This window comes from Pseudobacillus wudalianchiensis (genome assembly GCF_001685015.1).
Lineage (GTDB): Bacteria > Bacillota > Bacilli > Bacillales > Domibacillaceae > Pseudobacillus > Pseudobacillus wudalianchiensis.
Map to the genome: position 1 here is coordinate 70,852 of NZ_MAYT01000032.1, position 26,150 is coordinate 97,001.

Consider the following 26,150-nt stretch of genomic DNA (forward strand, 5'->3'; position numbering starts at 1 on the left):
GCTTTGAAGAGACCTTTTTCGTTAGCAAACTTTTAAATTGACATTCATTAGTTGACCCCCTAAACTTATATAATGTTTAGGGGGTCAACTAATGTGAAAAAGCAATTAAGAGAAGCGGTGGAATTATTTGAGGAAGTCATTATTTATGGAACGGAGCGGGTGATCAAATCGGTCGATAATCCGCTCTGGCGTGAGTATTCACCGGAACAGATGCAATCGCTGAAGATTATTAATAAACATGGTCCTATCGCTTTAGGCCAATTAGCAGCGATGCAAGGGGTCCATAAAAGTGCGATTTCTCACCGTTTAAAGCAGCTAGATGAAAACGGACTGATCCGGACGGTGAAAGCGGAGGGAGATCAGCGGACAAAGCTTGTGGAATTAACAGAGGAAGGAAGGGCCATTGTTGAGCAGTCAGACAAGGTATTGTACGACTATATTGAGCAGCTATTGTCTGATGAGGTGGAAGAGCAGGAGATCGAACAATTTGTTAAGACATTCCGAAAACTGAAGGATGTTTTAAAAGTGAAGGGAGTGTAGTGAATGAGAAGTGTGATCAAATGGAAATGGCCGATTATGGCGGTGATCCTCGTCCTGACAGCGGTTCTTTTTATGCTGGCGCCTAACTTAACAAAGCAGGCGGAGGACGCAGGCACGTTTCAGCTGCCGAAAGAGGCTGATTCCCAGCGGGCTGCTGAGATATTAGAAAAAGCAGGAGCCGGAGAAAATACGATATCGCTCGTCTTTCCGTTAAAGGAGAAGCTGGATGATCACTCCAGGAAAGTCATTGCAAAAACAGTGGAGAATCTCAATCATTTAGGCGCTCCTGTAAAAGATGTGCTCAATCCTTTTGAAAACAAAGACTTGGAAGAGCAGCTTGTTTCAGAAGATAAAAAAACAGTGCTCGTTCCAATTACGGTGGACGGCACAGATGAAGAGATTAATAAACTGGCAGAGAAGATCCGTTCGACGGTCGTGCCGAAAGACCGGACTGTTTATTTAACAGGGGAAGCGATTATTAATCATGACGTGAATGTGAGTGCCCAGGAAGGACTAAAACGGACAGAGGTTATTACCGTTGTCCTGATTTTTGGTTTGCTATTAGCGGTATTCCGTTCACTCGTTACTCCATTTATCCCGTTGCTGGCTGTCGGTATTACGTATTTGCTTAGCCAATCCTTTGTCGCTTTTTTTATTGATTGGTTCGGTTTTCCGGTATCCAACTATACGCAAATTTTCTTAGTAGCCGTTCTTTTTGGTATTGGTACAGATTATTGTATTTTGTTACTGAGCCGGTATAAAGAAGAGCTGGTTGCTGGGCATACAGTCGAGGATGCGATCGTAAACACGTACAAAACAGCAGGAAGAACGCTCTTAATCAGCGGGTTAGCAGTCTTTATCGGATTTTCTGCTATCGGGTTTGCACAGTTTCCTATTTTTAAATCAGCTGTGGGGGTAGCTGTTGGAATCATTGTATTGCTATTTGTGTTATTTACGATTATGCCGTTCTTTATGGCGGTGCTGAAAGACAAATTATTCTGGCCTTCGAAAAAATCAGCCGCTCATCATGACAGTAAATTGTGGATCTTCATGAGTTCTTTATCCGTTAAACGGCCGCTGTTATCGATGCTTGTCGTCGCAATCGTTACTGTGCCGCTGCTTTTTACGTACAACAATGAACAATCCTATAATACCGTAGAAGAGATTGGCAGCAGCTATGAATCTGTCAAAGGGCTACATGCGATTGAAAAGGGATTTGGGAAAGGTGATTCCCTGCCGGTGCAGGTTATTTTAAAAGAAGAGAAAGACATCGTAACAGAAGAAACGGTCCCGTATGTAGAATCCATTAGCCGAGAAATCGAAAAAGTGAAGGGTGTCGAGGAAGTTAGAGCGATCACTCGGCCGACTGGCAAGGTTATTGAAGATTTATATGTAGATCAGCAGCTCGGAAAGCTGGCTGAAGGTTTGACAAAAGCGCAAAAAGGTCTTGGAGAGGTTCAAGGCGGATTAACGAAAGTACAAAACGGGCTTAATGACGTGACGAAACAGCTGCCTGCTGGAGATCAGGCTGCTGCCGGAGCGGGTGGACTTGGGGAAGCAGCTAAGGGGCTTGGACAGATTAATGAACAAATTGGCCTTGTTTCACAAGGGCTTCAGCAGTCACAAAACATCCCGCAAACTGTGCAGCAGCTGGGCATGCTTCAGCAACAGCTCGGCCAAGTACAGCAGGGAATCGGCCAGGCTGCCGGCCAGCTGGAAAACTCAGCAGGCCAAATCAGCGAGCTAAAGGGCGGATTAACAAAGCTGTCTGAAGGTGTCGGGGCTGCAAATAGCGGGCTATCCGAAATTAAAAAAGGATTGCAAACTGTGGCTTCCATGATGACGGACATGAGTGAAACAAAAGGTCTGCGCGATACAGGCATCTTTATTCCAAAGGGAACACTTGAAAATGAAGACTTTGAACAAGTGTTAGATCGGTATACGATCGATCATCAAACGGGTGTGTTGTTTGAAGTCATTCTCTCCGACGATCCGTATTCATCTGAGGCGATTCAGTCGGTCGAAAGAGTAAAAGAAGCAGTTAAGCGTGCGACAATCGGAACTCCTTTTGAAAAAGCTGAAACGGCCTATAGCGGAGTATCCAGTATGAACAGTGATTTAAAAGAGATTGCATCTGATGATTTTACACGTACTGTCACGATTATGCTTGTTAGTTTATTTGTTGTTTTAACCCTTTTATTCCGCTCCGTTATTATGCCGCTTTACATGATCGGTTCGTTACTGCTAACTTATTTCACTTCTGTCGCGGTGGCAGAGTTGATTTTCGTTAATGGACTTGGTTATGACGGCATCAGCTGGGCGGTCCCATTCTTTGGCTTTGTGATGCTTGTAGCCCTTGGAGTGGATTATTCCATCTTCCTGCTTGATCGATTCCGTGAAGAAGCGGCGGATGGTGTGACGGTGCCACAGGCAATGGCAAAATCAATGGCTAAAATGGGAACGGTTATTATTACTGCAGCTGTGATTCTCGCTGGTACATTTGGAGCGATGATGCCATCCGGTGTACTCAGTCTGGTGCAAATTGCTACGATTGTTATTACTGGTTTGCTGCTATATGGCTTAATTATTTTGCCGCTTCTCATTCCCGCTATTACAGTTTCTTTTAATAACGGAGTCTGGTGGCCATTTAAAAGGAAACCATCATAATGGAAAAAAGAAAAGCTGTTTGGAGTCATGATCAGAATGACTGCCAGGCGGCTTTTTTAATTTAACTAGATCAACTGACTGCTTTATAAATGACCAAAAATGAAAAAAGTCAAAAGTCGAATTGTGAAAAATAGCAAAAATATTTTGCGGTAAATCACGTAAAAAAGAGGTGAAAAGTCGCTGGAATAAGCAAAAATAGAGTCTTGATTTCCAGTTTTTTTAGAGAGGGAGAGAAGAAAAAAGGGCAAAATCTCCAGCGGGAGAAGTATTGATACAAATAGGTTTATGCATAAAATATGCATAAAAATTTATAAAGGTTCAGTCGGCAACATTATCACGCAATACCATTAGTATTTTAGAATAAAGAATCCTAGAATCACCTTGTCGAATTTTGTTAAAGAAAACATCAAGATCTGTCTAATCGCTTCAAACATCCAACATTTATAGACAGGGAGAAAAGAGGAAATGTGAGCTGGTTCGGCAATCTAAAAAGCCTTAATATTACTCAATTTGGAACCGGTTCCCTAAAATAGTGTAAAAATGCGATTTTTGTTCCAAAATTAAGGAACCGGTTCCGAAAAGGTGGATAAAAATAAGCCCTGGCCGGCTTTAAAGGAGCGTAAATTCTTTTTTAATAGAATGGTTGCTTGTTTCCTCGGAGTGTATGGATAACCCATCGAATGAATGCAGCGATCAGCCAGGGACAAATCGTTTGTCGACACTTTCTCTTGCGATGATCTCGAAATTAGAATAAGTAAGCTTAGGAATGTCTTCTCCATTCGCCAGTTTAATGATATTTCGGGCAGCTGTTTCACCAGCTTCCATAAAGTGAAGTTTGACAGTTGTTAAAGCGGGATTCATCATTTTTGTAATCGCATAACCGCCGAATCCAGTAACGGATATGTTTGCGGGCACGTGCATCCCTTTTTTATAGGCAGCTTTCACCGCCCCAATCGCAATATCGTCAGTTGCACAAATAAGGGCAGAAGGGAAGTAGCCTTCAAAAACGGCTAAGGCTCCTTCTGCTGCTTCCTCCATTGTAAAGCCGGTTTCGAAAAAGTGGACTTCACAGCCATTTGCTTCTCTAACGGCTCGTTTAAAGCCTTCTTTTCTTTTTATGCCAATTGCTTCATTCTCCTCGCCCACACCTAAAAAGGCTAGACGGCGGTGGCCTTGTTCAATAATATATTTTCCAATGGCATAACCGGCTTCTTCATCATTATGGACAAGGCTATGCACTTCTTCGTGCTGCTGGCCGACTAAAAGTACGGGAACAGTTATTTCGTTAAATGCCTGTAAATGTGCGTCCGTAATTTGCGGTGCTAACAAAATAATGCCGGCGACTCTTTGTTTTGCCAGCATATAAAGAATTTCAATTTCACGCTCTATATTTTGATTTGTATTCGTAACAAGCATGTGGCAATTCCACTTTCGCAGTTCATTATCAATGCCCGTCAACGTTTGGGATATTTCATAAGAATCAAGGTGGGGGACAATGGTGCCGATCATGTTTGTTCTTTTTGCTTTCAGGCTTTGCGCAAAAGTATTTGGCGTGTACCCAGTTTCTTCAATAATAGCTTCAAGCCGTTGTTTCATCTTTTCACTGACTGAACCGCCATTTAAGTATCTTGATACAGTACTTTTAGCAACACCTGCCAGCTTGGCAATATCCGCGATCGTTTTCATTTCGTCACCCCTGTTTCGCTGTTTGTTCGTCCTTATTATACACCATTCTGAAAATAGTCAGGAAGAAGGAGTCATAATCAGGGCAGTTAGTGTATAACAATGACATGGTGTATGATGGAAAAAAATGACGTAACTGCTGTCATGAGGAAGAGGAGGAGAGTGAATGAAACAATCTGCATTGCAACCATTGCCGCGACAGGAGGCGATACGACAGCCTAATCGGTTATGGATGATTCTTTTGCTTGGATCGCTGTCAGCATTTGGTCCGTTATCGGTGGATATGTATTTGCCGGCTTTGCCCATTTTGGCAAATGATTTGAATGCCTCAGCATCCGTTGCTCAGCTTAGCTTGACCGCTTTTTTAATTGGCCTTGCTTTTGGTCAGGTCATCGCGGGGCCGTTGAGTGATGCAAACGGAAGAAGAAAGCCGCTGATGGCGGGTCTTATGATTTTCACTGCTGCTTCTATTCTATGTATTATAATGCCTTCTATTTGGGGGCTGATCACGATGCGGTTTGTTCAAGGTGCGGCAGCTGCAGCGGGAATTGTTATTTCGCGGGCAGTTATTCGTGATCTTTATTCCGGTTCGGAACTGACGAAATTCTTTGCCTTGACGATGCTTGTGAATGGGGTGGCGCCAATTGCTGCACCAGTGATTGGCGGGCAGCTGCTTTCTTTCGTGTCTTGGCCTGGAGTATTCGGTGTGCTGGCCATAGTGGGGGTGGTGACGCTGTTTGCTGTTTTTTCGGGTATGCCGGAAACCCTCTCCATCGAGCGCAAATCGGCAGGGGGATTAAAACAAACACTGTTAACGTTTAAACTATTAATGACCGATAAAGTGTTCATGGGCTATTGTCTTGTGCAAGGGTTTGTGATGGCAGCTATGTTTGCTTATATAGCGGGTTCACCATTTGTATTGCAAGACTCTTTTGGATTATCCCCGCAAGCTTTTAGTCTGTGCTTTGCTGTAAATGGCTTGGGAATTGTCGTCGCTACTCAGGTTACCGGCCGGCTCGCTGGGAAAATAAGCGAATCCACTTTATTGAAGGCTGGCCTTTTTATGGCGTTTTCAGGAAGCACGCTGCTGCTTTGTATGCTTGCAGCAGGGGCTCATTTGATCGCTGTCCTTATTCCATTGATTTTTGCGGTATCAAGTGTAGGAGTAGTATCAACAACATGTTTTTCACTGGCGATGGACAACAAGGAAAAAACGGCGGGAAGTGCATCCGCATTCCTTGGCCTCATGCCTTATATTTTTGGCTCTGCCGCCGCTCCATTAGCTGGCATTGGGGCTGGGAGTACAACATTGCCAATGGGAATCATCATGGTTATCTGTCATTTGGCAGCACTGTTTGCTTATTTCTTTCTGTGCCGGAGAAATAGCTAAAAAAGTCCGGGAAGCAGCTGCTTTCCGGACTTTTTGGTTTAATCGGCACCGCCTCCACCACCGCCATCTCCTCCACCACCGCCGCTATCACTGCTGAAAAAGCCGCCGCTATCATAGGACCCACCTCCGGATGAGCTGTCAGTGCTGACTGCTTTGCTCCATTTCCACGTATTTTCTAAATAAGAAACCGGATCATGATCTTCAGATAAAAGAAAAGCGAGAGGGGCAAATGAGAATAAGTCTGCTTTCACAGCGGCTATCTCTCCAAATGAAGAGCGCGATTGCCGAGTTTTTAAAATTAATGAACGAACCGCCCATTTCTCCAGCTCTGCTTCCGGTAGATGAAGCGGCAGTCCTTGTTTCCTAACTTGCTTGCGAAACTGCCGGATATCCTCGTAAAGCATGGCTGCTTCACTTGATAAGGTCATTCGCGGTGTTAGGAGGTACAGCAAAGCAGCGGCAGGGATCAAAATAGCCACCTGTTTTACTAAAGCGGCGTCATAAAGCATGAGAGCTGCAATAAATGACGCAAAGAAAAAGAGCAGTGATCGCCATCTCTTTGCGGGATTTCGCCAAGCAAGCCAAAATAGTATGGCTGCGATGATTGAATAAGTGAGCATCGCCCCTTTAGAAAGAGAATCCAGCATGTAGCTGTAAAGAACAACTGAAAACACTATAGCCAGCAATAAAGGAACGAGCAGGCGGATGAGTTTGTCACTCATTAGTCCTTCTGCTTTCATATGGTGAAGGGCGGCATCCAACCATTCTTTTTCTCCTTGTTTAAACAACAGCTGTTTTCCCTGGTAACCGAGCAGCTGCCGCTGTTCATCCTTTTCTTTTTTGGTTGTTCCTGCTGCATTCATCATCGAGAAGGAATTCTTGCTTTTCTTTCCTAGTTTTTTAAAAAGCCAGGAGATCAGCTTGTTTTCATGGGGCTTAAGTGAAACGGATGTGTCTTTTAGTGTAAATAAGAGCTGATAATCGGGAGCCTCAGGATCATGTTGAAATCGTTTTGATGTTTTATCAAGCTTCACTTTAGCAGCCCCTTTTTCAACGAGTGAATACAAAGCAGCAAAGTAGCCGTAACGATCTTTTTTTCCAAGGCGATGGATGAAGTACAGCACTAATGGATCAGTGTGCAGTAATTCCTTCATACTGCCACTGCTTCTTAGACGCCGCAGGAGTGAAAGGGTCATCAATATAAGGCACCCCACCCCCATCACAATCGTCAGGTAAGGTAGTGCGTGCTGCAGCTGTTCCCGTTTTTGTTTATTTCTAGCCATTTGTTTTGCTAGCGTTTTTTCCTGTTCAATTGCTTTTTCAAGCGAAACAGGAGCCGCTATTTTTTTCTGTTCGGTCATGACGGAAGAGGGAAACAGCAGCCTCGTTTCCGTAAGAGAATACATCGGGGAGATCGGTGTGGTAAAGCGTACGACTACTCGGTCCTTTTGAATGTTTCCTGTTTCCCGGTCATGCAGAAAAGCATCATAATGGCCAGGTTCTATCTCCTCAGGGAAAACAAAGTCGATCGTTACGTCATGCAGGTCTTGATCGTGATTGCTGCCAGTTCCAAAAAAGGGGACAACAAGATCACTGTATGTTTCATAGGATTTTACTGCATCCTTTAGGTGGTAAACGAAGAACACAGTTTTTTCCTCGTCTTCGGCGGGGAGGGCAGCGTAATAACTGTTGTCTTCTTGTGTAACCTTAAGTGCTCGTAAATCTTGTTCCTTTACAAACCCTGGTTCGGCATCTGGATTTAAGAGTTCGTATGCGTAGAAGCTGGTTACTCCCTCGTGATGATCTGTCTGTATCGAACGTCTAACCCGATGATAGTCTCCTTTAAACGTATACTTAAACACTTCGTTTAGAAGCAAGTCGCCGTTCGGCTGGATCCATGCGCGAATATGTACTTTATCGATTGTATAAGAGTCAGCGAAAACGGGCGTGCTAAAAGCTAAAAAAAATAGCATGGTCATCAAGATGATTCGAATATTCTTCAAGTTTTCACCTCACAAACTCTTTCATTAATTCCAAATAATAACACACTACTGGAAATAGAAAATGGAGCGAAGGAACTGCTTCATTCGAGAAGAAACAGGAAATAAGGGCTAGTGCTAGCTGCTGCACCAACTCTCTTTAGTCGAATTCAATCGTTTTAGATTTTTGCCAGTGGGGTAATGCTGAGAATAGTTGGTCGACAATAAGTCAAGACTATGGAGTGTTTTAGCTAGTGAATAACGAGAGAGAAAGGAGACTAAAAGCATGACAAATGTAAAAGCAGCTATTGTCTATTACAGCTCAACTGGAACAAACTATCAATTAGCGAAATGGGCGGAAGAAGGGGCCAAAGCGGCAGGTGCTGAAGTAAAATTATTAAAGGTGCCAGAAACAGCTCCGCCTGAGGCGATTGAATCGAATGCTGCCTGGAAAGCCCATCATGAAGAAACGAAAGATGTGCCTGAAGTAACGGTCGATGACTTGGTATGGGCAGATGCGATCGTCTTTAGTATACCGACTCGTTTCGGAAACGTGCCTGGTCAAATGAAACAATTTTTAGATACAACAGGCGGGGCATGGGCTAAAGGAAAGTTAGCAAACAAAGTAGTGAGCGCGATGACATCTGCTCAAAATGCACACGGCGGCCAAGAGCAGACAATCTTACAATTGTATACTTCGATGTATCATTGGGGAGCGATTATTGCAGCGCCTGGCTATACGGGAGAAGCAGTATTTGCTGCTGGAGGAAATCCTTATGGTACCTCTGTTTCCGTCGACCAGGAAGGCAACATGAAAGAAAACGTTGAAGAAGCTGTGAAGCACCAGGCAAAACGAACGGTGACAGTAGCTCAAGCAATAAAAAGTGGAATGCAATAAAAGAGAGAAGAAGAGGTATCCGAAAATCTTTATTTTTCGGATACCTCTTTTTTTAAAAACAATTAATCGTTATCACTGAACATGTTAAATAGCCCACCGATGCCGCTTTCTCCTTTGGCACCACCGTTCTGTGGCATCGCCGCGAAGACGCGGCTTGCGAGGCGGCTAAATGGAAGGGACTGAACCCAAACAGTTCCCGGACCGCGGAGCGTCGCAAAGAATAAGCCCTCGCCGCCGAATAGGGCTGTTTTAATACCTTTTACTGCTTCGATGCTATAATGAACGTCACTTGTCATCGCAACGAGACAACCTGTATCAATTCGCAATACTTCGCCCGGAGCTAATGTCTTTTGGTGAATCGTTCCGCCAGCGTGGACAAATGCCATGCCGTCACCTTCAAGCTTTTGCATAATAAACCCTTCGCCGCCAAAAAAGCCGACACCTAGTTTACGCTGTAATTCGATACCAACAGAAACGCCTTTTGCAGCTGCGAGAAAAGCGTCTTTTTGACAAATCACTTTTCCGTTTAGAGCACTTAAGTCCATCGGAATAATCTTACCTGGATAAGGAGAAGCAAAGGAAACATGTTTTTTTCCTTGTCCTTCATTCGTAAACATCGTCATAAATAAGCTTTCTCCAGTTAGGACACGTTTACCTGCACCAAGCAGCTTCCCCATTAATCCGCCGCCCTGACCAGAAGAGCCATCGCCGAAAACGGTTTCCATTTCAATGCCGTCTTCCATCATCATTAAGCTGCCAGCCTCCGCGATGACAGTTTCTTGCGGATCCAACTCGACTTCGACAAATTGCATATCATCTCCATAAATTTTGTAATCAATTTCATGGTTATTCATCAAAATTCCTCCTTTTCACAACAGGTAGTACGGCTAGTGATAAAAAAGGTTTCGTCGTTTTAAAAATATTTTGTAAAAGAAGGGAAAATAATGATCTTTTTTACTTAGCTGCATCTTCTGTACTTTTAGGCTCTTGGGCGTCTGTCCATTCAATCTTGTACAGCAAGGCAATTTCTGTTTCCTTGATCCCTTCTGGAAGCTCCCCGTTTTCGCTGCTTAGGGATCGCATACTATCTTTGGTTGTGCCGGACCAGCCAGCTAAATAGATTGGTTTGTTTTTCTCTAAAGTTATCTTATCACCAATGAAATTGCTGAACGACCAGCTTGTCATGCTGTGTTCAAATTCGGTTGTATTTAACCCGTTTGGCACTCCTTCAAGTAGTTTAAGGGATTGATTGTCTGTGCCTATGTCGCTCGTGCCGAAAGAAATGATCTCATCTTGAAATCTACTCTCCAATTCTCCAAACGACAAAAGGAGGTTTTGTTTGAATTTCCCTTTTTCGTATAGCGCGATTGCATACTGAATAGCGTCTCCTTTCTTCAAGGTGCCATTTAGTTTGAAAAACTTAGTGTTCGCTGCGTCCGTTTTGCTGATTAGTTCCTCTTCTTTTTCAGTTAACAGATAAGGCTCAACAGTCAGTTTCGTACTTGACGGTGCTTGTTCTTTGCATCCGGTGACTAACAAAATGAAGATGAGAAGAATTCCTCGCTTTATTAAATGTCTCATTTGTTCTCCCCTTAAAATGCTTTTGTTGTTTTTATATTCCATTATATATCAAAAAAGTATGATTGAGGAAAGGTGGTGTATAAGTCATAATGATAGGAAATAGGTCTTTGGATGCAAAAAAATTTTTCGAACTATTAATTATCATGTAATGGCGCCGATTAAAGAAAAGAGAAAACATGGTTTATAAAGAAAGGAGTAGGATGGGTGAAAAAGACAAAAAGTATTACGTGGAAGCTGTCTGTCTTGATTATTGGTCTGTTTTTACTGTTGTTTCTGGTGTATTCAATTGTTACAAGTACGATCTTATATAACAAAAGTGTGGAAGATTCAGAAAAGTATGCAAACGATCATGCCAAACTGTATGCAGCTGAACTAAGCCAGCGCTTCGGTCAAACGAATAATACCTTATTGACTACGAAGCATATGTTAGAGTCTTTAGATAATAGTGGCAAGATGACCGCCCAGACGGCTTTGCAGATGGTTAGAAAAAATCTTAAGGAAAACCCGAATATCTTTGGGATAGGACTCTTGCTTGAGAACAACACCGTACCTATTGAGGGGGAGGTAAATAGAGCACTAATTGATGAAAAGGGTCGTTTTGTCCCTTACTCGTATAGAGAGGGAGACTCTATTCAAACTGAGGCTATACAGGTGTCTGAAAGTGAAGGAGACGGTGACTGGTATTTAATACCCAAGAATGAGAGAAGAGTTGTTTTCACTGAACCTTATCAATACAAGGCTGGAGGTCAGACAATCTCCATGGCAACGATTTCTGTCCCTTTGTTTTCTAAGGAAAATGAGTTTATTGGGGTTATGGCAATGGATTTTTCCATTGATTTTCTAAATGACTTAGTGAAAAATATGAAGCCAGATGGCGGTTATGCGGGTATTATTTCAGATAGAGGATTTTTAGTAGCTAACAGTATCAATGAAAAGTTAATTGGAACGAATATGGAAGATGCAGTTGATTGGAAAATGATTAAGTCTCGTTTGGAGGACAGAAAAGTTTCTACCCTCTATGTAGACTCAAAACAGCTGCAAGAAAAAGCATTCAATACCTTTGCTCCTATATCTATTGAAGGAATCAATGAAACATGGTCTGTACAAACAGTCGTTCCAAAATCGAGTATCCTCCGAACATTTAAGGCAGTTCTGCTCTTAACGATTGCGGCTGCTGTGCTTATGATCGGCTTGATGGCTACTGCTTCATCTTGGTTTATTCATAAGCAGTTAAAGCCGTTAACGTCATTAAGAAGGTCAATTGAAACAGCTGCATCGGGGGATTTAACAAATAAGGTTGACCCATCTGAAATTCGGCCGGATGAAATTGGTTTAGTGGCCACGGCTTTTAACGATATGCTCACTCAGACAAATGAAGCAATAAATACAGTAAAACAATCATCTTTACAGTTAAATAGTTCGGCTAGTCAGGTGNTACTGCTTCATCTTGGTTTATTCATAAGCAGTTAAAGCCGTTAACGTCATTAAGAAGGTCAATTGAAACAGCTGCATCGGGGGATTTAACAAATAAGGTTGACCCATCTGAAATTCGGCCGGATGAAATTGGTTTAGTGGCCACGGCTTTTAACGATATGCTCACTCAGACAAATGAAGCAATAAATACAGTAAAACAATCATCTTTACAGTTAAATAGTTCGGCTAGTCAGGTGCATCAAGCATTTGAAGAGGTGTCAGCTGCGAGTGAAGAGGTATCAGCGGCTATTGATGAAATTGCCCAAGGTGCTTCCCAACAGTCCATGGACACAGAAGATGTGAATCAACGAATAGCAGATCTGTCAGAGCAAATTGATTCGTTAGCTGCTCTATCCAACAGCATGAATCAATTGTCGGTAAAGGCGGGGCAGTCGACGAAGCAAGGAATGGACCAGGTCCAATTGTTGCGTGAACACAATAAAGATACCGATCGGATGAATGAAAAGGTCCAACAACAGATCCAGACGCTGTCGAATAAAATCGCGAATATTGATATGATTATTGCTTCTATTCATGGTATTACTGCACAGACGAATCTGCTTGCTCTGAACGCGAGCATTGAAGCGGCCCGCGCAGGAGAACATGGAAAAGGCTTTGCCGTTGTAGCGGAGGAAGTAAGAAAGCTGGCAGAGCAATCACGCCAGGAAACAGATGTTATTCAAAAAACGGTTCAGGAAATATTAGAAGAATCAAAACAAACGGTTGCGATCATTACAAAAAATATTGAGTTAGTCGAAGTGAAGAACCAGTCCGTTGTCAGCACGGAATCGGCGTTTAAGGAAAATGCCCAACTAGCCAAACAACTAGGTGAATCGATTGCCGAGCTATCCACAAAGTTAGACGAGATGATGGAGTATAAAGAACAAGCAATGGAATCGATTCAAAGTGTATCGGCTATTTCAGAAGAAACGGCCGCCTCTGCTGAACAAGTCAGCGCTTCCGCTGCCGAACAAAAAAGGGAAATGGGACGAGTCGCAGTATCGACAGAGAAGATGAATAACATTGCAGGAGAATTAAAAGAAGTAGTTAGCCGTTTTAAAGTGTAACGGTCTTTTAAAAACAAGTGAATAACAGAACAAAAAATCGGAAGATTCACACGATGATGTGTTCAATCTTCCGATTTTTATTGTTTTGAGCCGCTTTTCGACTTAATCAAAAATTGGAGTATTATAAATATTTTAACTAATTTTATTAAGTAAACAACTAAATGTTAATTTTATACTTATTTTTGTAAAAAAGTATTCCGACCTATTAACTATTTTTAGACTTAGCCGATTAAATGATGGGGCAGCTTATGGAAAGGGAGCGAAGAGGATGAGGAAGATGAGAAAAACAAAAAGTATTGCATGGAAACTGTCGGGATTGGTTATCGGTTTGTTCTTATTGCTTTTTGTAGTGTATTCTATTGTGACGAATACCATTTTATACAATAAAAGCGTAGAGGATTCGGAAAATTATGCGAATGAACATGCGAAATTATATGCAGCTGGTCTAAGCCAGCGCTTTGAACACACAAGCAAAACATTAATGACTGCAAAGCATATGTTCGAAGCTTTAAATGATGAAAAAAAGATGACAGCACAATCTGCTTTAAAGATGGTCGAGAAGAACCTTACCGAAAACCCGAATATTTTTGGCATGGGGCTCATACTTGAAAGCAATTCAGTTCCTATTGAGAGTACGATGAATAAAACGCTAATCGATCAGCAGCATCGTTTTATCCCTTACTTGTACAAAGAAGGAGATACTATTCATACCGAGGCAATCAATGGATATGAGACAGAGGGGGACGGAGACTGGTATCAAATCCCTAAGAAAGAAGGACGGCCGATTTTAACAGAACCATACGATTACGAGGCTGGAAGCGAGACCATTCCAATGGCGACCATTTCTGTGCCTTTATTTTCAAAAGAAAATAAATTTATTGGAGTCATGACAGCTGACTTTTCCATTGAATTCTTGAATGATGTAGTGAGAAGCATGAAACCGGATGGCGGTTACGCAAGTATCGTCACTGACCAAGGTTTTGTAGTAGCTAACAGTATTAATGAAAAATTAATTGGGACAAACATAGAAGAAGCGTTGGATTGGAAGAAGATTAGATCTGATTTAGGAGAGAGGAAAACCTCTACTCTATATGTCGATTCAAAGCAGCTAAAAGAAAAAGCATTTAATACATTTGCTCCTGTATCAGTTCAAGGAATTGATGAGATTTGGTCCGTTCAGACGGTCGTACCAAAGTCTAGTATTTTACAGACTTTTAAAGCCATTTTACTCTTAACAATCGTAGCGGCAGTATTAATGATTATTTTGATGGCAGTTGCTTCATCCCTATTCATTCACAGGCAGTTAAAGCCTTTGGTTTACTTAAGAAAGTCAATTGAAACAGCCGCATCCGGTGATTTGACGAGAAAAGTGGATCCGTCACACATTCGCCAGGATGAGATTGGGATGGTAGCCTCCGCTTTCAATGATATGCTCGATAAAACAAATCAAGCTATAAATGTTGTAAAAGGTTCCTCTGTGCAGTTAAATGATTCTGCTTCCCAAGTGCACCAAGCATTTGAAGAGGTGTCAGCTGCGAGTGAAGAGGTATCAGCGGCTATTGACGAAATTGCCCAAGGTGCTTCCCAACAGTCCATGGACACAGAAGATGTGAATCAACGAATAGCAGATCTGTCAGAGCAAATTGATTCGTTAGCTGCTCTATCCAACAGCATGAATCAATTGTCGGTAAAGGCGGGGCAGTCGACGAAGCAAGGAATGGACCAGGTCCAATTGTTGCGTGAACACAATAAAGATACCGATCGGATGAATGAAAAGGTCCAACAACAGATCCAGACGCTGTCGAATAAAATCGCGAATATTGATATGATTATTGCTTCTATTCATGGTATTACTGCACAGACGAATCTGCTTGCTCTGAACGCGAGCATTGAAGCGGCCCGCGCAGGAGAACATGGAAAAGGCTTTGCCGTTGTAGCGGAGGAAGTAAGAAAGCTGGCAGAGCAATCACGCCAGGAAACAGATGTTATTCAAAAAACGGTTCAGGAAATATTAGAAGAATCAAAACAAACGGTTGCGATCATTACAAAAAATATTGAGTTAGTCGAAGTGAAGAACCAGTCCGTTGTCAGCACGGAATCGGCGTTTAAGGAAAATGCCCAACTAGCCAAACAACTAGGTGAATCGATTGCCGAGCTATCCACAAAGTTAGACGAGATGATGGAGTATAAAGAACAAGCGATGGAATCGATTCAAAGTGTATCGGCTATTTCAGAAGAAACGGCCGCCTCTGCTGAACAAGTCAGCGCTTCCGCTGCCGAACAAAAAAGGGAAATGGGACGAGTCGCAGTATCGACAGAGAAGATGAATAACATTGCAGGAGAATTAAAAGAAGTAGTTAGCCGTTTTAAAGTGTAATGGTCTTTTAAAAACAAGTGAATGACAGAACAAAAACTCGGAAGATTCACACGATGATGTGTCCAATCTTCCGAGTTTTTATTGTTTTGGCTCTATAAAAGGTAAATGTTGTTTTTTTAATATAGTTGATTGTAGCGGAAAGCGTCCGCCTGGAGCGAAAATTAACAACTAAGTATAACAAAGCCATTGTCTTAAGCCGCTTCCTAATTTATTTTACTAATCGATCATTGCAGAAATAGGACTGTCAGATTGCCGCAAATATGCATTTTATAATTTAGTGGATAAATAATAGGTGTTTCAGGGTAAAACAATAAAAAAACAGGGAGGCGGAATATGGGTTTTATTCAATTATTAAAAAAAGGGAATACATCATCAGGCATTGCGGCCATTGGCAATACAGTATTGGCGATTTTGAAGGGGATAGCAGCTGCATTTAGCGGCAGCGGTACGATGTTTGCGTCTGCCGTGCACTCACTGGCGGATGCTGTTAATCAGGGGTTTGTTTACTTTGGCAGCGCTTTGGCAGAAATGAAGCCGTCAAAAAGATTTCCGACCGGATTTGGCAGGCTGATCAATATTTTTTGCATGATAGCTGTGATCGTTGTAACCATTATGGCTTATGAAACGATCATGAAAGGATGGAAGCTTTTAAAGCATCCGGCCGAATCAAGCGATTTTCTATTGAACTTCTTTGTACTGGTAGCGGCTATTGCAGTCGATGGATTTATTTTATTTAAAGCGATGAAAGAAATTGCTGAAGAAGCCGGCGTAAAGGAAAAAGGCAATATCATGGCTACTGCTTTTAAAAATGTAAACAAGGCTTCTCCCGCTACGCGGTTAGTGTTTTACGAGGATTTGGTAGCCACATCAGGAGCCGTCCTTGCTTTAATCGGGATCATCCTCGCCCAGTTCTTTGGTGTGCTTGCTGCCGATGGTGTCATTACGATCCTAATCGGTTTGCTGATGATTTTTGTCGCTTTCCGCGTCGGCTACGATAACATGGTGGGACTAATCGGTGTTGCTGCCCCGAGCGATGTAGAAAATAAAATGGCAGATGTATTACTGGCTGATCCTGATGTAGTAGACATTTACAAGATGAGAATTATTCAGGAGGGGCGGGTATACCACATTGACGGTATTGTTGAATTAAGAAAAGGTCTCTCGCTTGCTCAAGCAGATGATATTAAATTTCGAGTGATGGACCGGCTGCTTCGGGAACCGGAAGTAGCCGATGTGACACTCGGCATCATTGAAGATGATGAGAAAAGAGATTGGAAAGGGATGCCGGAGCCGACATAAATCATTGACCATGGCGCCATTTGTTGCTAAAGTAAGGGCATATCAATTTAAATAATTCATGCTTTCTAGGGTTCCGCGGGTAAATCAAATCCGGCCTGGTCCGAGAGAAGGCACACAGATAAATGCTGTGACACGGAGGGATAAAAGCCCGGGAGATTACCACAATATGATCGTGGAATCTTTCGGGCTTTTCTGTTTTTAAAAGGAGGAGAAATAGATGAATAAAGAATGGATGAAGATATTCGTCGCAGCCTGTTTCGAAGTTCTTTGGGTAGTCGGCTTAAAGCATGCCGATAACCCTTGGGAGTGGGCAGGTACAGTGGTAGCTATTATCGTCAGCTTTTATTTATTAATTGCAGCGGGCAATAAACTGCCAGTTGGTACGGTATATGCGGTTTTTGTCGGGCTGGGGACAGCAGGAACCGTTTTATCAGAAATCATCTTTTTCGGCGAGCCGGTGAAAATCGCCAAGCTGTTGTTGATTGTCGTGCTGCTCGTTGGAGTCATTGGATTGAAGCTCGTTACAGATGAGAAGGAAGGGGAGAAGTCGTCATGAGCTGGGTATATCTTATACTTGCCGGTATTTTTGAAATGATCGGTGTCGCCATGATCAACAGTCTGTATAAAAATAAAAATTGGCAATCCTTCGTTCTGATGCTGGCTGGCTTTGGCGGTAGTTTTCTCTTTCTTGCTCTCGCCATGAAAGCATTGCCAATGGGAACCGCTTATGCCATTTGGACAGGAATTGGTGCTTCCGGTGGCGCCATTTTAGGTATGCTGCTATACGGAGAGTCAAAAGACTGGAGACGAGTTGTTTTCATTGTGATGGTACTCGGAGCAGCTGTTGGTTTAAAGCTTGTCTCTTAATGTACGAGCGCTTCTTCATGGAGCGGCTCGTATTTTTAGATTAGCGGTCAGCATTCCTTCATTTATTGTCAGTAAAGGAAAAAATAAGCATAACTAAGCGCTAAAATTTGAACCGTTTCCTGAAATTTGAAACAATATCGGTAAAAGGGAAAGGAGTGAGCGAATGAAAGTATTAGTTGTGGGTGCGAATGGCCAAATTGGCAGACAGGTTGTCGAGCTTCTTCAGGAGAGTGAAGAACATACTGCACGAGCTTTGGTAAGAAGGCAGGAACAGGCTGAATCATTTGAAACGTCTAGAGTAGAAGCGGCGGTGGCCGATCTTGAAGGTAGTGTGGAAGAGATCACGGAAGCAGCAAAGGGATGCGAAGCTGTTATCTTCACTGCGGGTTCTGGCGGACAAACTGGATGGGATAAAACACTTCTAATCGACCTAGACGGGGCAGTAAAAACGATAGAGGCCGCTCAAAAGGCGGGGATTAGCCGTTTTATTATGGTCAGTGCGCTTCAGGCTCATCGCCGGGAACATTGGAACGAAGCGATTAAGCCTTATTATGTAGCCAAGCATTATGCAGACAAAGTATTGCAATCAAGCGGACTGACGTATACAGTTATCCGTCCGGGCGGGCTGCTGAATGAAAAAGGAACGGGGAAAGTAGCGGCCGCGGAAAGCCTGGAACGTTCCTCTATCCCGAGGGAGGATGTAGCAAAAACGGTTGTCGCTTCACTTAGTGAAGGCCATACGTTTAATCGTTCTTTTGATCTTGTTTCAGGAGAGGATCCTATTTCAGAAGCGCTAAAACGTATATGAATTTCTAGGAGAGCAAAGCTGTGGGAACAGTTTTGCTCTCTTTTTATTTATTGACAATCTAAAAGGAAGTGTAATATTATTATGAAAAATAGACGATAGTAAATAAAACATAAAAGAGGTGTTGGGGTTGGAAAATCAAAAAGCAATCGCTCATTGTTCATTTTGTGATTCAGAAGATGTGAACAAGCTGTCTCAATTTGGCACAGCTCAACTCGTTTCCCAATTTTACTGTAATAACTGTCAAAGTGTTTTTGAGTTTATTAGATGGCAGGATGAAGTACACAATAGAGAGAAATGATAGTATAAAAGAATCATTATTTATACGTTTTTATAATTATCGTTAAAAAAATGAAAAAAACTATTGAAAGTTATTTGAAAATTAAGTATATTATGTATTGTGAACGACAGATAATAAAACATAAAAACCAGGAGGGATAAGCATGACACAAGCAGTAGAAACGAAAAAACAAAACCTGACGATTGTAAAAAAGGAAGGAATCGCCGAAATTCATTTGCATGTCAACAAATCCAACTCTTACAGCCTCGAATTCTACCAGGATTTGAATGCAGCGATCGATGAAATCCGTTTCGATAAAGACATTAAAGTCGCTATTTTAATGAGTGACATGCCGAAATTCTTCTCCGCTGGTGCTGATATCAACTTCCTAAAATCCGCTGATCCGAAGTTCAAAACGCAATTCTGCCTGTTCTGTAACGAAACATTAGATAAAATGGCACGTTCCCCGCAAATTTATATTGCCTGCCTAGAAGGCCATACAGTCGGAGGCGGCCTGGAAATGGCGCTGGGCTGTGACCTGCGCTTTATGGGAGATGAGGCAGGACAGATTGGACTTCCAGAAGTGTCACTCGGCGTGCTGGCCGGAACAGGGGGCACACAGCGTTTAGCCCGTCTCGTCGGTTTCTCCCGCGCGCTTGATATGAACATTACCGGCGAAACCTTATCGCCAAAAGAAGCACTGGATATCGGCCTTGTGAACAAAGTGTTCCCTCAGGCAGAAACGAGAGAAAAAACATTAGAGTATGCTAGAAAAATTGTCAACAGTGCGACCTATGCCGTGTCGAACATTAAGCTGTCCATTATGAATGGAAAAGAAATGCCGCTCAACGCAGCGATCCGCTATGAAGGCGAGTTGCAAAACCTATTGTTCCGTTCGGAGGATGCGAAAGAAGGGTTGAACTCGTTCCTTGAAAAACGTCCGGCTAATTGGCAGGGGCAATAAGGGATAAAACAGCTTCATCCTTACACAATATCGGCCTTGAATGGTCGATATTGTTTTTTACTGACGCCTCTTCTTCGATGGCCAGCAAAGAAAAAGTTGTATATTTTGGTTCTCATCAGTGATAATTGTAGTCAAGTAAAGAAAATGGGAAATGGGATGGTAAAAAATGAAACCAAGATCACTGATGTTTACCTTATATGGAGAATATATACAGCATTATGGGGGAGAGATTTGGATTGGCAGTTTGATTAAGCTCATGTCCCACTTCGGTATATCTGAGTCTTCCAGCAGAGGGGCTACCTTGCGCATGGTTCAGCAAGGATATTTTAATGCTAGAAAGATTGGCAATAAAAGCTATTATTCTTTAACGAATAAAGGAAAGAGAAGCATGCTGGACGGCGTTTCTCGGGTGTACTCCGTGAGAAGTGTAAAATGGGATGGCTATTGGCGCATATTGACTTACTCTGTTCCTGAGGAAAAAAGAGAATTAAGAAATCAAATTCGCAAAGATTTAAGCTGGACGGGGTTCGGTATGATCTCTCCGAGCACGTGGGCGACTCCTAACCCGTTGGAGAAGCAGGTAATGGAACTCATTATGGAACATGGGTTAGAGGACTATGTTATCCTTTTTACCTCCAGTTCAATCGTATCGCATGATAACGAGGAAATTGTGCGCAGAGGCTGGAATTTAGAAGAGATTGGTATTGCCTATGAAGGATTTATTGAAGAATACCGCAAGAAATATGAAATATTAAAAGACCGGGCATGGAATAACGAATTGACGGATGAAGAATGCTTTATTGAACGAACAGAACTCGTTCATGAATATCGAAAATTTTTGTTCCTGGACCCTAATTTTCCTGTTGATCTTTTGCCGGAGAATTGGAGCGGGGCGAGAGCACGCGAGCTGTTTTACAATATTCATCAGCTGTTGTCTATTCCTGCGATCAGGTATTTTGAATCTGTATTCGAGCAGGCTTCAGACGGTGAAGTTGTATCAGACCGAAACCGGGCTATTAATCCCTTTATAAATATGATGTAAAAAGCTATTAAGCAGGTGGAAGAACATAGTCGCTATTTAAAGAGAGGGGAGAAAAATAGGATGAATCACTTTAAATTTATAAAGTTTAAGATAGAAGAAAAAGTCGCTTTTCTCACTTTAAACCGGCCGCCAGTTAATATATTAAATATTGAAATGATGAATGAAATTTCAGAAGCCCTTATTAGCATCAGAAAAAGAGAGGATTTGCATGCCTTGGTGATTCAGGCAGAAGGCAAGGCTTTTTCTGCAGGGGCTGCTGTCGAAGACCACATAGGCGATAAAGCAGAGCCAATGCTTCATGCGTTTCATAAAATGTTCCATCTGCTCGTGGAAATTCCTTGTCCAACCGTTGCTGTTGTGGAGGGAGCCGCTCTTGGAGGAGGCTGTGAACTAGCTGTTTTCTGTGATATCGTCTACGCGACTGAGCGAGCTAAATTTGGCCAGCCGGAAATTAACTTAGGGCTGTTTCCGCCAGTGTCCGTCGCGGTATTCCCTTGGCTGACCGGCTTCAATAGAACGATGGAGCTGTTGCTTACAGGAGACACAATTGACGCCCAAAAAGCATGCGAATGGGGACTCGTTAATCGCATTGTTTCACACGAGGAATTAGAAGCGGCTGTTGAACAGCTGTTAAATAATTTAAGAAGCAAAAGTGCCCTCGCTCTGTCCTTGACGAGAAAGGCTGTCAGAGAAGCGATGGCGTCCAGCTTTGCGGCGTCTATTGGCAAAGTGGAACAAATTTACTTCAGAGATCTCCTGCCTTCAGAGGACGCGCAGGAAGGATTGCATTCATTTGTAGAAAAAAGAGAGCCTGTATGGAAAAACTCATAAAGGCAGTGGAATAGATATCATTGCTTTGAGGGGAGGCGTTTGATTGGATATTCAACGAATAGAAGAGACGATTTACCGGATTCCCATTCCTGTTCCTTTTCCGATGAAGTATGTGTTTTGTTATCTGTTTAAAGAGGAAAATGGTTGGACAATCGTGGATACGGGTCTTAATTATTCTGAAGCGAGAGAGGCTTGGACGGATGCTTTTGCAAAGATTGGAGTAGAACCTGCTCTTATCCAAAAAATTTATTTAACCCATTTTCATCCGGATCACTTTGGGCTTGCCGGCTGGCTGCAAGAGCAGACAGAAGCCGATGTTTACATTAGCCAAAAGGATTTTCAAATGGCTCATCGGGTGTGGTCAAGAGAGAGCGTACAAGCAGAAGAGATTATGGAGATGTGTCAGCGACATGGCATGCCGGCTGATTTATCTGAGCAAATTAAGAAGCAAATGAACCAGCTCCATCGCTATGTGCTGCCTTTACCGAAGCTGACTGTTTTGCAGGAAGCAAAAGTAACGTTGGGCGGCTGTTTGTGGGAGGTTATTTCTACACCAGGCCACAGCGACGGCTTAGTTTGCTTTTATCAGCCGGAAAAGAAGCTGCTTTTGGCTGCCGACCATGTGTTGGATAAAATCACTCCTAATATTAGCTTATGGCCAGGCGCAAGCGTGAACCCGCTGCAGGATTATTTTGATTCGCTTCAAAAGATCCGTTTCTTAGATGTAAACAAAACACTCCCAGCTCACGGTCAAATGATCGATCACCTTTCCCAGCGGGTGCAAGAGATTATAGAGCACCATCACAGCCGGTTAAAGGAGATGTCTGCGCTAGCTAAAGGCGGCTGCACAGCTTATGAAGTAGCGCAGGAGGTGTTCAGCCATAAAAAACTCAATGCACACCAATGGAGATTTGCCATGGCGGAGACACTGGCCCACTTAGAGTTTCTCGTTTCAACTGGAGAATTAACTAAAGTAGATGGAAGGACAGCTGTCCAATATATGGCCCCTTCACCTATCGGCACATAGCAGAAAATGCTATGTGTTTTTGTTATGTATTTTTTTCGTTGGTTTGAAAAAGATGTAGAATTTTAGAGTTCTAAACATTAGGAGATTATCTCTTTATCTGTTTCCACAAAACGAAGCCGTAAGAAGGAAGCTGTGTTATAGGGGATTAAAAGGTATTTTCCATACAAATAACCTTTTAAATTATTCAGAATATTTTATTAGTTTTTTATTGACAAAAAAACAAGGGTGAATTATATTATAAATAACAAACGATAGTTTAAAAAACGTAATATAAAAACTTTGGTGTAAATGAGGTGGAAAATATGGATCAAGCAGAAGTTCTAAAAGAAAAGGTTCAAGAAGGCTTCATGGTTGAAGGGATAGACGATATGAATGAAGAGTATTTGAAAGCGCTTAAACAAACTTTAACCATTGTAGGAGATACTGAGCTTTTGAGCGTGCCGCCATTGCTGACGGTTTATGATCAGGCACCAACGTTAAACAATAAGATTACAGCTTTAGCCATTATGCAGGACGAAATCGGTCATGCTCACATTGCGTACCGCCTGCTGAAAGATTTAGGGGAGGATACGGACGGACTTCTATACAGCCGTGAACCGAATCGTTGGAAAAACCCTTACGCTTTCGACTTTCAATTATCAAACTGGATTGAGCTCGGAGTATTCAATGCATTGTTTGACCGGGCAGGTTACACGCTGCTGGGAGATGCTGGGCAACACACTTCCTACGGCCCTTGGAGACGGGCGCTCGTAAAGGTTGATAAAGAGGAGTTATTCCACTTAAGAAATGGCGAAATTATTATGAGGTCAGCGATGAAGGATCCTGAGTTGAGAGGAAAAGTTCAAGAAGCAGTCGACTGGATGTTCATTATGGCGTTAGAGTTTTTCGGTGTGGCAGATAACTTGAAGAGCCGTTCACAGCAAATTGAATACAAATTAAAGGGCAAAACAAATGACGAACTCCGCCAAACATGGCTTTCGACCGCTGTTCCATTTTGTGAATCGATCGGTGTAAAGGTGCCGGCGCACTATGATGAAGAAACAGAAAAATTTGTGTTAGATGTCCCGTTCCCTTGTAAGTTTGATGTAGAAAATAAAAAGTGGTTATTTGACCAGCCGGACACTTGGGACAATGTTATTAAACGTTTTAAAGCACGCGGACCTCAAAATCAGCAGTTTGTTGAAAGAATTCAGCAGGGAGCAAAAGAACTCGAGAAATTGAGAAATGAGGCGGTATCATGACAGCAGTTTCAACCAATACACAAAAATACTGGGAAGCCTTGAAGGAAGTAATGGACCCAGAGTTTCCAATCAGTGTAGTAGACATGGGGCTCATATATGACATTCAAGAAGAAGACGGTGTAATTGATATTACGATGACATTTACAGCTGTAGGCTGCGCCTGCACCGAATGGATTCAGGGGGATATCGAAAAAAGGCTCATGGAAGAAACAGAGATACGACAAGTCAACATCGAGGTTGTCTGGGATCCACCTTGGACGGTCGCCAGACTAAGCCCAGAGGCGCGTAAAAGAATGAAAAGCTGGGGGGTTAGCTCACGATGATAGAACAGCTTGAAAAAAGAACGACATTCGATGTATTCACCCGCATTAAGCGCGGAGACAATCTCGTCCATATCGGTACAATTGATGCGGAAACGGCGGAGCTGGCGAAAGTATATGCTGCTTATACGTATGATGAAGAAGATTGGGTAGAGATGTGTGTGGTTGAACGGAACCAGTTAAATTGGGTGAAAAAGCCTAAAGGGCTGTTTGCCGGGAAAGGAGCATAATGAACATGGCAGAACAAACAGCGGGTTTACAATCATTTATTGAATTAATTGAAACCATCGCAGATAACAAATATGTGATGGGAGACCGACTCGTTGAAGTTGGTGTAAGCGGTCCCAATTTAGAAGCCACACTGGCTGCTATTGCAATGGCTCAAGGAGAGTTGGGTCATGCCAGACTTCTGTATAATTGGAGCTTTGATCTCAAAGAGCTGAAAAAAAAGCCGGATATTGAAAGTCAAACCGGAAAAGCTTTTCCGGCTATCGTTAATGTGAATAATTGGATTGCACTCATTGCCTCTCTTTATGCAGCGAACGTAGCCATCGATCTTGTCTTAAGAGCCGTCCTCGATTCGGGACAATCAAAAGCTGCTTCGCGTATCCAGAAATTAATCAATGAACAAAACGAGCACCTCATTTACTCCGAGAACTGGGCAAGGCAGCTGTTAAATGATAAAGGAGCCATCCCGAGCAAATTTAAAGAGGCTCTAAGTGAAGCCGTTTCTCAAGCAGAAGCATGGTTAAAGTATGTCGAGCAGCAAACAGAACTAGCAGAAGCCGGATATATAGCTAAAAATCTTTCCCTTCAACAAGCCTTCAAGTCGCAAATCGATCAATTAAATGTTCAAACCCTTGTTAGCACCAAATAAGTATTGAATGCTTATTGCTTATATAAACAGTTATCCAGCCATTGGCCAAAATAAATCATAAATAGTAGGAGGAATACACATGACACAAGCAGTAGAAACGAAAAAACAAAACCTGACGATTGTAAAAAAGGAAGGAATCGCCGAAATTCATTTGCACGTCAACAAATCCAACTCTTACAGCCTCGAATTCTACCAGGATTTAAATGCAGCGATCGATGAAATCCGTTTCGATAAAGACATTAAAGTCGCTATTTTAATGAGTGACATGCCAAAATTCTTCTCCGCTGGTGCTGATATCAACTTCCTAAAATCCGCTGATCCGAAATTCAAAACGCAATTCTGCCTGTTCTGTAACGAAACATTAGATAAAATGGCACGTTCCCCGCAAATTTATATTGCCTGCCTAGAAGGCCATACAGTCGGAGGCGGCCTGGAAATGGCGCTGGGCTGTGACCTGCGCTTTATGGGAGATGAGGCAGGACAGATTGGACTTCCAGAAGTGTCACTCGGCGTGCTGGCCGGAACAGGGGGCACACAGCGTTTAGCCCGTCTCGTCGGTTTCTCCCGCGCGCTTGATATGAACATTACCGGCGAAACCTTATCGCCAAAAGAAGCACTGGATATCGGCCTTGTGAACAAAGTGTTCCCTCAGGCAGAAACGAGAGAAAAAACATTAGAGTATGCTAGAAAAATTGTCAACAGTGCGACCTATGCCGTGTCGAACATTAAGCTGTCCATTATGAATGGAAAAGAAATGCCGCTCAACGCAGCGATCCGCTATGAAGGCGAGCTGCAAAACCTCTTGTTCCGTTCGGAGGATGCGAAAGAAGGGTTGAACTCGTTCCTTGAAAAACGTCCGGCTAATTGGCAGGGGCAATAATAAGCTAAAGACACATCTATTATTCTGACAATTACCATCGATACTCTTGTATAATAAATAAT

General features: G+C 42.6%; 25 protein-coding genes, 1 pseudogene and 1 riboswitch. Of the genes and pseudogenes, 22 read left to right on the top strand and 4 right to left on the bottom strand.

The genetic code is table 11. The features are described from left to right. Positions 1 to 93 precede the first annotated feature (93 nt). A complete protein-coding gene (locus tag A8F95_RS20795) occupies positions 94 to 540 on the top strand; it encodes a MarR family winged helix-turn-helix transcriptional regulator (RefSeq protein WP_065412296.1) in 447 nt (148 codons plus the stop codon). 3 nt (positions 541 to 543) lie between these two features. Next, positions 544 to 3,207, top strand: coding sequence for an MMPL family transporter (locus A8F95_RS20800; protein ID WP_065412297.1), 2,664 nt, complete (start codon positions 544 to 546; stop codon positions 3,205 to 3,207). Positions 3,208 to 3,900: 693 nt separating this feature from the next. Here A8F95_RS20800 and A8F95_RS20805 read toward each other — a convergent pair. After that, on the bottom strand, positions 3,901 to 4,893 hold the full coding sequence (locus A8F95_RS20805) for a LacI family DNA-binding transcriptional regulator (protein WP_065412298.1): 993 nt from the start codon (positions 4,891 to 4,893) through the stop codon (positions 3,901 to 3,903). Positions 4,894 to 5,056: 163 nt separating this feature from the next. Here A8F95_RS20805 and A8F95_RS20810 point away from each other — a divergent pair, with 163 nt between their 5' ends. Next, positions 5,057 to 6,280: a multidrug effflux MFS transporter gene (locus A8F95_RS20810; protein WP_065412299.1), complete on the top strand. Its 1,224-nt coding sequence runs from the start codon at positions 5,057 to 5,059 to the stop codon at positions 6,278 to 6,280. 38 nt (positions 6,281 to 6,318) lie between these two features. Here A8F95_RS20810 and A8F95_RS20815 read toward each other — a convergent pair whose 3' ends face one another. Further along, positions 6,319 to 8,283, bottom strand: coding sequence for a DUF2207 domain-containing protein (locus tag A8F95_RS20815; protein WP_065412300.1), 1,965 nt, complete (start codon positions 8,281 to 8,283; stop codon positions 6,319 to 6,321). Between the two features lie 262 nt (positions 8,284 to 8,545). On the opposite strand from A8F95_RS20815, the gene wrbA reads away from it, so the two are divergent. Then, positions 8,546 to 9,157: an NAD(P)H:quinone oxidoreductase gene (gene wrbA / locus A8F95_RS20820; RefSeq protein WP_065412301.1), complete on the top strand. Its 612-nt coding sequence runs from the start codon at positions 8,546 to 8,548 to the stop codon at positions 9,155 to 9,157. 62 nt (positions 9,158 to 9,219) lie between these two features. Here the strand turns inward: wrbA and A8F95_RS20825 are convergent, their stop codons facing one another. Continuing rightward, positions 9,220 to 10,011 carry a TIGR00266 family protein gene (locus tag A8F95_RS20825; RefSeq protein ID WP_065412302.1) on the bottom strand — a complete coding sequence of 264 codons (792 nt, stop codon included), beginning with the start codon at positions 10,009 to 10,011 and terminating at the stop codon, positions 9,220 to 9,222. 100 nt (positions 10,012 to 10,111) lie between these two features. Next, complete coding sequence (locus tag A8F95_RS20830) at positions 10,112 to 10,738, bottom strand: hypothetical protein (RefSeq protein WP_065412303.1); 627 nt, start codon at positions 10,736 to 10,738, stop codon at positions 10,112 to 10,114. Between the two features lie 477 nt (positions 10,739 to 11,215). Between A8F95_RS20830 and A8F95_RS20835 the strand changes: the two genes are divergently transcribed. The 18 genes and pseudogenes from A8F95_RS20835 to A8F95_RS20910 all read left to right on the top strand — a co-directional run bounded on the left by A8F95_RS20835 (position 11,216) and on the right by A8F95_RS20910 (position 26,088). Continuing rightward, the gene (locus A8F95_RS20835; protein ID WP_245671478.1) at positions 11,216 to 12,208 is read left to right on the top strand and encodes a cache domain-containing protein; all 993 of its coding nucleotides are present in this window, start codon (positions 11,216 to 11,218) and stop codon (positions 12,206 to 12,208) included. Positions 12,209 to 12,234: 26 nt separating this feature from the next. Next, positions 12,235 to 12,285, top strand: a pseudogene (locus tag A8F95_RS23345) (hypothetical protein); the annotation flags it as partial. A gap of 24 nt (positions 12,286 to 12,309) precedes the next feature. Next, positions 12,310 to 13,278: a methyl-accepting chemotaxis protein gene (locus A8F95_RS20840; protein ID WP_065412305.1), complete on the top strand. Its 969-nt coding sequence runs from the start codon at positions 12,310 to 12,312 to the stop codon at positions 13,276 to 13,278. A 277-nt stretch (positions 13,279 to 13,555) separates the two neighbouring features. Continuing rightward, positions 13,556 to 15,655 (top strand): methyl-accepting chemotaxis protein, encoded by a 2,100-nt coding sequence (locus A8F95_RS20845; protein WP_065412306.1) that lies wholly within the window; start codon positions 13,556 to 13,558, stop codon positions 15,653 to 15,655. 333 nt (positions 15,656 to 15,988) lie between these two features. Beyond that, positions 15,989 to 16,954, top strand: a complete 966-nt coding sequence (locus A8F95_RS20850; RefSeq protein ID WP_065412307.1) for a cation diffusion facilitator family transporter — start codon at positions 15,989 to 15,991, stop codon at positions 16,952 to 16,954. Positions 16,955 to 17,008: 54 nt separating this feature from the next. Beyond that, a riboswitch (guanidine-I (ykkC/yxkD leader) is annotated at positions 17,009 to 17,111 on the top strand. A gap of 60 nt (positions 17,112 to 17,171) precedes the next feature. Beyond that, positions 17,172 to 17,510: a DMT family transporter gene (locus A8F95_RS20855; RefSeq protein ID WP_065412308.1), complete on the top strand. Its 339-nt coding sequence runs from the start codon at positions 17,172 to 17,174 to the stop codon at positions 17,508 to 17,510. Beyond that, a complete protein-coding gene (locus A8F95_RS20860) occupies positions 17,507 to 17,821 on the top strand; it encodes a DMT family transporter (RefSeq protein ID WP_049659558.1) in 315 nt (104 codons plus the stop codon). Before A8F95_RS20855 ends, A8F95_RS20860 begins: the two co-directional genes overlap by 4 nt. A gap of 163 nt (positions 17,822 to 17,984) precedes the next feature. Continuing rightward, positions 17,985 to 18,629, top strand: a complete 645-nt coding sequence (locus A8F95_RS20865; RefSeq protein WP_065412309.1) for an SDR family oxidoreductase — start codon at positions 17,985 to 17,987, stop codon at positions 18,627 to 18,629. Between the two features lie 127 nt (positions 18,630 to 18,756). Then, the gene (locus A8F95_RS22775; protein ID WP_176713782.1) at positions 18,757 to 18,927 is read left to right on the top strand and encodes a PaaD-like zinc ribbon domain-containing protein; all 171 of its coding nucleotides are present in this window, start codon (positions 18,757 to 18,759) and stop codon (positions 18,925 to 18,927) included. Between the two features lie 142 nt (positions 18,928 to 19,069). Next, positions 19,070 to 19,870, top strand: a complete 801-nt coding sequence (locus A8F95_RS20870) for an enoyl-CoA hydratase/isomerase family protein (protein ID WP_049659576.1) — start codon at positions 19,070 to 19,072, stop codon at positions 19,868 to 19,870. Positions 19,871 to 20,036: 166 nt separating this feature from the next. Continuing rightward, complete coding sequence (locus tag A8F95_RS20875) at positions 20,037 to 20,912, top strand: PaaX family transcriptional regulator (protein WP_065412310.1); 876 nt, start codon at positions 20,037 to 20,039, stop codon at positions 20,910 to 20,912. Positions 20,913 to 20,972: 60 nt separating this feature from the next. After that, positions 20,973 to 21,743 carry an enoyl-CoA hydratase/isomerase family protein gene (locus A8F95_RS20880; RefSeq protein WP_065412311.1) on the top strand — a complete coding sequence of 257 codons (771 nt, stop codon included), beginning with the start codon at positions 20,973 to 20,975 and terminating at the stop codon, positions 21,741 to 21,743. 43 nt (positions 21,744 to 21,786) lie between these two features. Continuing rightward, positions 21,787 to 22,770: an MBL fold metallo-hydrolase gene (locus A8F95_RS20885; RefSeq protein WP_065412312.1), complete on the top strand. Its 984-nt coding sequence runs from the start codon at positions 21,787 to 21,789 to the stop codon at positions 22,768 to 22,770. Positions 22,771 to 23,072: 302 nt separating this feature from the next. Continuing rightward, on the top strand, positions 23,073 to 24,011 hold the full coding sequence (locus tag A8F95_RS20890) for a Phenylacetic acid catabolic protein (protein WP_065412313.1): 939 nt from the start codon (positions 23,073 to 23,075) through the stop codon (positions 24,009 to 24,011). After that, positions 24,008 to 24,334 carry a metal-sulfur cluster assembly factor gene (locus tag A8F95_RS20895; RefSeq protein WP_065412314.1) on the top strand — a complete coding sequence of 109 codons (327 nt, stop codon included), beginning with the start codon at positions 24,008 to 24,010 and terminating at the stop codon, positions 24,332 to 24,334. Before A8F95_RS20890 ends, A8F95_RS20895 begins: the two co-directional genes overlap by 4 nt. After that, entirely contained in the window at positions 24,331 to 24,561 is a 231-nt protein-coding gene (locus A8F95_RS20900; RefSeq protein WP_049659572.1) for a hypothetical protein, read from the top strand. The genes A8F95_RS20895 and A8F95_RS20900 overlap by 4 nt, the downstream gene beginning before the upstream one ends. Positions 24,562 to 24,566: 5 nt before the next feature. Continuing rightward, positions 24,567 to 25,208: a Phenylacetic acid catabolic protein gene (locus A8F95_RS20905; protein WP_065412315.1), complete on the top strand. Its 642-nt coding sequence runs from the start codon at positions 24,567 to 24,569 to the stop codon at positions 25,206 to 25,208. A gap of 79 nt (positions 25,209 to 25,287) precedes the next feature. Continuing rightward, entirely contained in the window at positions 25,288 to 26,088 is an 801-nt protein-coding gene (locus A8F95_RS20910) for an enoyl-CoA hydratase/isomerase family protein (protein ID WP_049659576.1), read from the top strand. Positions 26,089 to 26,150: the final 62 nt, after the last annotated feature.

What these genes read in the sequence shown, in the direction of transcription:
- A8F95_RS20865 (WP_065412309.1), top strand. Translation starts at nt 17,985, where the DNA reads ATGAAAGTATTAGTTGTGGGTGCGAATGGCCAAATTGGCAGACAGGTT.
- A8F95_RS20845 (WP_065412306.1), top strand. Translation starts at nt 13,556, where the DNA reads ATGAGAAAAACAAAAAGTATTGCATGGAAACTGTCGGGATTGGTTATC.
- wrbA (WP_065412301.1), top strand. Translation starts at nt 8,546, where the DNA reads ATGACAAATGTAAAAGCAGCTATTGTCTATTACAGCTCAACTGGAACA.
- A8F95_RS20895 (WP_065412314.1), top strand. Translation starts at nt 24,008, where the DNA reads ATGACAGCAGTTTCAACCAATACACAAAAATACTGGGAAGCCTTGAAG.
- A8F95_RS20860 (WP_049659558.1), top strand. Translation starts at nt 17,507, where the DNA reads ATGAGCTGGGTATATCTTATACTTGCCGGTATTTTTGAAATGATCGGT.
- A8F95_RS20800 (WP_065412297.1), top strand. Translation starts at nt 544, where the DNA reads ATGAGAAGTGTGATCAAATGGAAATGGCCGATTATGGCGGTGATCCTC.
- A8F95_RS20875 (WP_065412310.1), top strand. Translation starts at nt 20,037, where the DNA reads ATGAAACCAAGATCACTGATGTTTACCTTATATGGAGAATATATACAG.
- A8F95_RS20890 (WP_065412313.1), top strand. Translation starts at nt 23,073, where the DNA reads ATGGATCAAGCAGAAGTTCTAAAAGAAAAGGTTCAAGAAGGCTTCATG.
- A8F95_RS20830 (WP_065412303.1), bottom strand. Translation starts at nt 10,738, where the DNA reads ATGAGACATTTAATAAAGCGAGGAATTCTTCTCATCTTCATTTTGTTA.
- A8F95_RS20850 (WP_065412307.1), top strand. Translation starts at nt 15,989, where the DNA reads ATGGGTTTTATTCAATTATTAAAAAAAGGGAATACATCATCAGGCATT.
- A8F95_RS20900 (WP_049659572.1), top strand. Translation starts at nt 24,331, where the DNA reads ATGATAGAACAGCTTGAAAAAAGAACGACATTCGATGTATTCACCCGC.
- A8F95_RS20805 (WP_065412298.1), bottom strand. Translation starts at nt 4,893, where the DNA reads ATGAAAACGATCGCGGATATTGCCAAGCTGGCAGGTGTTGCTAAAAGT.
- A8F95_RS20870 (WP_049659576.1), top strand. Translation starts at nt 19,070, where the DNA reads ATGACACAAGCAGTAGAAACGAAAAAACAAAACCTGACGATTGTAAAA.
- A8F95_RS20910 (WP_049659576.1), top strand. Translation starts at nt 25,288, where the DNA reads ATGACACAAGCAGTAGAAACGAAAAAACAAAACCTGACGATTGTAAAA.
- A8F95_RS20880 (WP_065412311.1), top strand. Translation starts at nt 20,973, where the DNA reads ATGAATCACTTTAAATTTATAAAGTTTAAGATAGAAGAAAAAGTCGCT.
- A8F95_RS20855 (WP_065412308.1), top strand. Translation starts at nt 17,172, where the DNA reads ATGAATAAAGAATGGATGAAGATATTCGTCGCAGCCTGTTTCGAAGTT.
- A8F95_RS20825 (WP_065412302.1), bottom strand. Translation starts at nt 10,011, where the DNA reads ATGAATAACCATGAAATTGATTACAAAATTTATGGAGATGATATGCAA.
- A8F95_RS20905 (WP_065412315.1), top strand. Translation starts at nt 24,567, where the DNA reads ATGGCAGAACAAACAGCGGGTTTACAATCATTTATTGAATTAATTGAA.
- A8F95_RS20810 (WP_065412299.1), top strand. Translation starts at nt 5,057, where the DNA reads ATGAAACAATCTGCATTGCAACCATTGCCGCGACAGGAGGCGATACGA.